Raw genomic sequence first — 4,725 nt, forward strand, 5'->3', positions numbered from 1 at the left:
CAACTGAAGGGATCCGCAAGGGCCTTGCGGATCCCTTCAGTTGTCTGGATCCGGCACCTTCCGCCCGGTTCCCTGTGGGGACTTTGCGAAGGGTTCTAGTAATTTTAGAGTACTGCGATGCCTGTGAGGCGGGGGGAAAGTCGGGGTTGCGGCCACCAATGCGGCCATCACCCTCTACTCTCGTACGTTTGTGTGAGCAACGCGGAGGGAGACACGGGCGTGACCCGATCGGGGCGGGGGGGACGTGATCAGGGTGGCGACGAGGTGCCTCTTGAGCCGGATGCCACCATGCAGTTGCAGGTTCCGCCGCCACCCGTGGCGGCGGACGAGACCATGCAACTGCGCGTACCCGAGGGGGGGATACCCGACGGGGGAATACCCGACGGGTCCGGCATGTCCGCCGCCCCGGCGGAACCGGCGGCGTCCGACACCCCGTCCGCCGCATCCGGCGCCCCCTCACGCCGCCGCCGCAAGGCGCCTCGCCCTTCCCCGGCCGCCCGCCTCGCCGCGGCCTTCCGCTCCCGGCTGGCCCCCGTCCTCGGCCCCGTCGTCGCCTGGCTCGGCCCCCACACCCGCCGGCTGCGCCCGCACTACCCCCGGCCGGGCCGCACCGGATGGCGCCGCTGGATCCCCTCCTGGCGGCAGACGCTCGGCGGTTTCCTCGCCTCCTTCGGCCTGAGCACGCTCTTCCTGGTGGTCGCCTACGCCGCCACGGACATCCCGGACAACCTCAACACCTACGCCACCCAGCAGGACAACGTGTACTTCTGGGCCGACGGCACCCCGATGGCCCGCACCGGCTGGGTGCAGCGGCAGGCGATGCCGCTCGAGGACATCCCCGAACACGTCCGCTCGGCCGTGCTCGCCGCCGAGAACGCGAGCTTCTACAGCGACCCCGGCATCTCCTTCGAGGGCCTCACCCGCGCCCTGTTCCGCACCCTCGGCCGGGGCGAGACCCAGGGCGGCTCGACCATCACCCAGCAGTACGTCAAGAACGTCTACCTCAACCAGGACCAGACGCTCAGCCGCAAGTTCGAGGAGGCGATGATCGCCCTCAAGCTCGACAACGAGATGAGCAAGGACGAGATCCTGGAGGGCTACCTCAACACCAGCTGGTACGGCCGCGGCACCTACGGGATCCAGCGTGCCGCGCAGGCCTACTACGGCAAGGACGTCAGCAAGCTCAACGCCAGCGAATCCGCCTTCCTGGCCTCCCTGCTGAAGGGCGCCGGCCTGTTCGACCCCACGCTCGGCGCGGCCAACCGCGAGCGGGCCGTGGAGCGCTGGTCGTGGACCCTCGACCGCATGGTGGAGATCGGCGAGCTGTCCCCGCAGGAACGCGCCAAGTACCGGACCTTCCCCGAGCCGCTGAAGAGCAACCCGCTGTACGACACCGGTGAGCAGAGCGACTACCTGGTGGAACTCGCCGCCCAGTACGCCAAGAAGAACGCGAAGATCTCCGACCGGGAGTTCGACCTCGGCGGCTACGAGATCCACACGACGTTCGACAAGAAGCGCGAGAACCTGCTCACCGACGCCGTCACCAAGGCCCGCAAGAAGGCGCAGAAGGACCACCCGAAGGCCGCCAAGACCGCCCACTACGGCGCCGCCTCCATCGCCGCCGACGGCCGGATCCTCGCCGTCTACGGCGGCCCCGACCACCGCAAGCAGGGTTACAACGAGTCCAACGCGACCACCGTGCCCGCGGGTTCGGCGTTCATGCCGTTCGTGTACGCGGCCGGACTGGAGCACGGCGTGCGCAAGACGCGCGACGGCGAACGCACCCCGGTGACCGGGGAGACCGTCTACAACGGCGACGACGAGGTGCCCGTCACCACGCCCGAAGGCCCGTACTGGGACCGCGGCGGCCGCAAGGTCTCCGCACGCAACGACGGCGGCAAGTCCTACGGGCAGATCTCCCTGCGCCGAGCGCTCGCCCTGTCCGTCAACACCCCGTTCATGCAGCTCGGCATGGACACCGGGCTGGACAAGGTGCGCGCCACCGCCGTGGCCGCCGGACTGCTGCCCTCCAGCATCGGCGCCCGGGTGCCCGCCCTGTCCACCGGCAGTTCCACGCCCAGCGCCATCCGCATGGCCGGCGGCTACGCCACCTTCGCCGCCGACGGGCTGCACACCGAGCCCTACTCGGTGCGGCGGATCACCCACAACGGCCACAAGGTCGCCCTCACCAAGCCGCGCACCCGTCGCGCGATGGGCGCCGACACCGCCCGCGAGGTCCAGGCCGCCCTCGCCGACGCCTTCCGCGAGGCCCACCCGGAGGACGCGCCCGCCACCGCGGAGGTCGCCGGGAAGGCCGGCACGACCGAGGACTCCGTCGCCGCCTGGTACGTCGGCACGGCGAAGAAGGTGTCCACCGCGGTCGTCGTCTACCGCATCGACCTGGGCAAGAGCCTCGAACCCCTGCCGCTGGAAGGGCTGGACGGCACGGCCGCCGACAGCGTCCCGTACGGCATCTGGTCACGTGCCATGAGTCCGCTCGGCTGATCACCGACGTCACCGGCACCGCCCGATCCCCTGTCCCCGAGAGATTGAGCCGCAGATGAAACAGCCGTCGGGCCGCCGCCGCAAGGCCCGCGAACCCCGCCGTCCCACCACCCGTCTGGGGTTCCTCACCCTGGCGGCGTTCCTCGTCGTCAGCTCCCTCGTCACCGGTTACCTGGTGATCTCCCGCACCGACAGCACCGCCGCGACCACGACCGCGAAGGACGGGGCGCGGCGGCCGGTCTCGCGCGCGAGCGAGGAGCCGGAGTGGGACGGGAAGACCAAGGTGCTCGGTGACGGCTCGACCTCCTACACCGGCCCCCAGAAGAACCAGTTGGAGCCGAAGCCGCTCAAACCCGGTGAGAAGCCGCCCCAGTTCGTGGTCTTCTCCTGGGACGGCGCCCTCCAGGGCGACGACAACCTCTTCGCCCACTACCGGGAGATGGCCAAGACGTACGACGCCCACATGACCTTCTTCCTGACGGGCATCTACCTGGTGCCCAAGGGCAAGAAGGAGCTCTACTCCCCGCCGCAGCACCCCCAGGGCAGCGCGGCGATCAGCTTCCCCACCGACGAGCACATCCGCACCACCCTGGAGCAGCTCGCCGGCGCCTGGAAGGACGGCCACGAGATCGGCACCCACTTCAACGGCCACTTCTGCGGTGAGAAGGGCGGCGGCGACTGGAGCGTCGAGGAGTGGAAGAGCGAGATCGACCAGTTCTACGGGTTCGTGGAGAAGTGGAAGACCCACACCGGTTACACCGACCTCGACCCGCTGCCCTTCGACATCAGGAAGGAGGTCACCGGCGGCCGCGCCCCCTGCCTGGAGGGACAGGCCAACCTGCTGAAGGCGGCCAAGGACTACGGCTGGCGCTACGACGCCAGCTCCTCCGGCGACTTCCAGATCTGGCCGAAGAAGAAGGACGGCATCTGGGACTTCCCGCTCCAGATGCTCCCGTACGAGGGCGGCAAGTACCAGGGCCTGTCCATGGACTTCAACTTCCTCTACAACCAGTCCGACGGCGAGACCGACGGCGACCCGGCCATGTACCCCCAGTGGCAGCAGCAGACCGTGAACACCTACATGAACGGCTTCAACCGCGTCTACTACGGCAGCCGCGCCCCGCTGTTCATCGGCAACCACTTCGAGCAGTGGAACGGCGGCATCTACATGAAGGCCGTCGACGAGGTCATCAAGAGCGTGTGCCCCCGGAAGGACGTCCAGTGCGTCTCCTTCAGGGAGCTCGCCGACTGGATGGACGCCCAGAAGCCGGCCACGCTGGAGCGGCTGCGCATCCTGGACCCCGCGCAGTCCCCGGACTGGTCCACGGTCGTGAAGTGACCGCCCCGGCGCGGCGGGGTGATGACGGTCCTGTAACTCCCGCCCGGCCGGAAGCGCAACCCCCTTCACAGCAGCCACACATGGCATGCGAGACTCCGCTTACCTCGGCATCCAGCCGCTGAGGAAAGAGGGGAAACTTCAGTGAAATCAAGGAAATTGAGCCGTAAGCGGCGTCGCGCGACGATACTCACGGCGGCTTCCGCTTCGGTCGTCGCGGGTGTGGCGCTGCTGCCCAACTGGAGCGCGGGCGCGTCCACCACGGCGACGCCCGAGGTGGACGCCAAGACCAAGGCCACGTTCCAACGGTTGGCCGACGCGGTCTTCACCGACCGCACCAACGCGCTGGTCGACAAGGGGCGCAAGGGGAAGCAGCCGCTGACCGACGGTTTCTCCGGCAGGGTCGCGCTCTCCTCCGACAGCGCCCGCACCGAGGGCAAGGCCCTGGACCGGCTCGGTGACCGCAGGGACCGGCTCGCGAAGCACGGCGAGAAGTACAGCGCGGCCGACACCACCGTCACCCTGAACCGCACCCGCGTCAACGGCCGCAAGGCCGTCGTCGCGGTCACCGAGACCACGACGCTGACGTACAAGAAGGTCCGCGGCGACGAGCCGAAGACGACCGGGTTCCAGGCCAACCACGAGCTGACCTTCCGGGCCGACCAGCGCGGCAACTGGCGCCTGACCGGCATCCGCGAGACCGGCGACGACCAGCTCGCGGTGCGGGGAGAGGCGGGTGAACAGCAGGGCCCGGTCGAAGATCGGATAGTGGGTGGCGACCACGACGTCCCGGGCGGTCACCGTGGCCCCGCCCTCGGTGGACAGGCGGCAGGGCTCGCCCTCGTCCAGGCCGAGGACGGTGGTGTCCTCGTGGATGCGTCCGC

General features: G+C 69.3%; 2 protein-coding genes and 1 pseudogene. All 3 read left to right on the plus strand.

Going from position 1 to position 4,725, the window contains the following annotated elements; translation table 11 throughout:
• Positions 1 to 288: 288 nt before the first annotated feature.
• A complete protein-coding gene (locus B7L92_RS35795; protein WP_174704070.1) occupies positions 289 to 2,505 on the plus strand; it encodes a transglycosylase domain-containing protein in 2,217 nt (738 codons plus the stop codon).
• Between the two features lie 55 nt (positions 2,506 to 2,560).
• Positions 2,561 to 3,844, plus strand: a complete 1,284-nt coding sequence (locus B7L92_RS35800) for a polysaccharide deacetylase family protein (RefSeq protein ID WP_081241363.1) — start codon at positions 2,561 to 2,563, stop codon at positions 3,842 to 3,844.
• Positions 3,845 to 4,063: 219 nt separating this feature from the next.
• Positions 4,064 to 4,725, plus strand: a pseudogene (locus B7L92_RS35805) (hypothetical protein); the annotation flags it as partial.

The sequence above is a fragment of the Streptomyces viridosporus genome, assembly GCF_002078235.1.
Classification (GTDB): domain Bacteria; phylum Actinomycetota; class Actinomycetes; order Streptomycetales; family Streptomycetaceae; genus Streptomyces; species Streptomyces viridosporus.